This is a genomic window from Sporosarcina sp. E16_8 (assembly GCF_017347095.1).
Lineage (GTDB): Bacteria > Bacillota > Bacilli > Bacillales_A > Planococcaceae > Sporosarcina.
In genome coordinates this window covers 1-2,246 of sequence record NZ_JADPRZ010000106.1, presented here as the reverse complement: position 1 = coordinate 2,246, position 2,246 = coordinate 1, and the positions used below count along the sequence as shown (strand labels likewise).

General features: G+C 41.4%; 2 protein-coding genes and 1 pseudogene. All 3 read right to left on the bottom strand.

Going from position 1 to position 2,246, the window contains the following annotated elements; all coding sequences use genetic code 11:
* Positions 1-512: 512 nt before the first annotated feature.
* Complete coding sequence (locus I2484_RS20930; RefSeq protein WP_207152979.1) at positions 513-734, bottom strand: hypothetical protein; 222 nt, start codon at positions 732-734, stop codon at positions 513-515.
* Between the two features lie 18 nt (positions 735-752).
* Positions 753-911, bottom strand: a pseudogene (locus I2484_RS20925) (nitrate reductase); the annotation flags it as partial.
* A gap of 391 nt (positions 912-1,302) precedes the next feature.
* Positions 1,303-2,246, bottom strand: a 944-nt coding sequence (locus tag I2484_RS20920; RefSeq protein ID WP_207152978.1) for a hypothetical protein, incomplete at its 5' end; no start/stop codon positions are given.

Genomic DNA, 2,246 nt, shown 5'->3' with positions numbered 1-2,246 from the left:
GAACAGTAAATGTACTTAAAAAAGGCATTAGTTTCGGAACTTGTCTTTCCATGGTTATTTCATTCACAGCTTACAAGTCAATCGGTTGGGCAATTATACATGGTTGTTTGACCTGGCTTTACGTTATATATTACTTCATTAAATATGCACCTAGTTTGTTCTAGATAGTTATGGGTATCTGTGTGACAAACAGTCTTGATTGAATAAATGGGCTATTTCGTTCGGATATATTTTGTCGACAAAAAAGGATCGATTGCAACTATGGTTGCATCGATCCGTTTCGGGTATTCAAGCTTTTCTACAGTAACTATTCTACCTGTTTCATTGTAATTATCAAATGTAACATGATGAGTAGTCCTTACACTGTAGCTAGTTGAGCACAAATACTATTCACTATACTTGATCAACTACACCAACTTTTATATAGGCCAACCTTTTGAAAATGAAAATAAAAGAACAACATTAAAACTCTATTCTAGTAGGTAATAGAATAATTTTTTCACCACTTCATATTAAATTGACATACCTTCTTGCAACAGCGTTTGTTCTTGGAGCTTTGCCGCAAAATATTTACGCGCTTCGGCGGTCAGAATCTGCAAACGAACTTCTTCTTGCCGTTCAAACTCGACAAACATCCCGCTTAAATTTTTATACACATAATGGACTTTGGAGCCCCTGTCTAAATAGTCATCTACTTGTTTCATTTCATCCATGGTAAGTAAGTGATCCGACATACACACATCTCGCTTTTCTTATTTAGCACCTTTTTCTTCGATTTCTTGCACGACGATATCGTCCCAATCGTGACCAACTGTAATACCTAAATACTTGGCGTCACTAGGATCGTCTAGTTCGGCTTGCGGGTACTTTTTGAACCACCAACATTTCGCCAAGACATAGTACACGAGTGCCCGCCAATAATTTTGAACTAAAACATAAACTATCTAACTTGCGTTTTAAGCAGTAAGGATGGGCAAAAAGAGAGGTTCACGTAAACAAATTCAGTCGCATTCAACAATTAGACCCAGATGGGATTTATGAGGATAAGACTAAATATCAAGCTAAATTTTATCCTTCTCCACAACGTGTACGTTGGATAGAATAGTGTTAATAAAATATAGTAGAGATTCTTCAGCATGTTGCATATCAAAAATAAGAGTAAGTCAACCGTGTTACTGAGGTTGACTTACTCTAGTTTTAGTTTGTGTTTAAGAGTGACATGCTTGTTCCACGATGCCTTTACAATTCTTAAATGATTAGAAATCTAAAGACCAATGCAAGCTAAGCGGTTTATTTAAGATGTTACGCTAAACCTGCAATCCATGGTGAAATAAGTTGTACATCACTCGTGTTGATAATCTGACCAACTGTGAATCCAGGTATGTTTTGTACTCTAAAGTTGATCGGTGCAGGTGCAATTCCGGATACGCCGGTACTTCTACCACCTAAATTTGATCCGTTAACCTGATTGTATACTGCTAAATGATAAACAAGATTACTTGAAAGTACTAAGGGAGTAGTTAGTGGCAAGGTGAACACGCCTGCTGTCAATGAAGTTACTACAGTAGTAACAGCAATAACTTGGGATGTCGTTGCAGTTAACGGTACTAATACCGCCATTTGGAAGTTGCCAATCGATCCTACTTGTGTAACATAGGTTGAAAGTCTATTAATGGTTTGTGTTGACCCTGAAAAAACGAGAGCCCCAATTGCTTGGTTGTTTCCTCCGCTTACGTTATAGGCAATCTGTAAATTTAAGTCGCCGATTTTTAGTGTTTCGACAAATGCTGACCCCGTTCCAGTTGAACCGGTTGCTCCAGTTGTTCCGGTTGAACCAGTTGCTCCAGTTGCTCCCGTTGAACCGGTTGCTCCTGTTGCTCCGGTTGGTCCGGTTGCTCCAGTTGCTCCAGTTGCTCCAGTTGTTCCGGTTGAGCCAGTTGCTCCAGTTGCTCCGGTTGGTCCGGTTGCTCCAGTTGCTCCAGTTGTTCCGGTTGAGCCAGTTGCTCCCGTTGAACCGGTTGCTCCAGTTGAACCTGTTGCACCCGTTGGTCCGGTTGAACCAGTTGCTCCCGTTGAACCGGTTGCTCCAGTTGAACCTGTTGCACCCGTTGGTCCGGTTGAACCAGTTGCTCCGGTTGCTCCAGTTGCTCCCGTTGTTCCGGTTGCTCCAGTTGTTCCGGTTGCTCCAGTTGTTCCAGTTACTCCGGTTGTTCCGGTTGCTCCAGTTGTTCCGGTTGCTCCCGTTG

Bases quoted from the DNA above. Each gene is read 5' to 3' on its own strand.
- I2484_RS20930 (WP_207152979.1), bottom strand. From the start codon at position 734: ATGTCGGATCACTTACTTACCATGGATGAAATGAAACAAGTAGATGAC.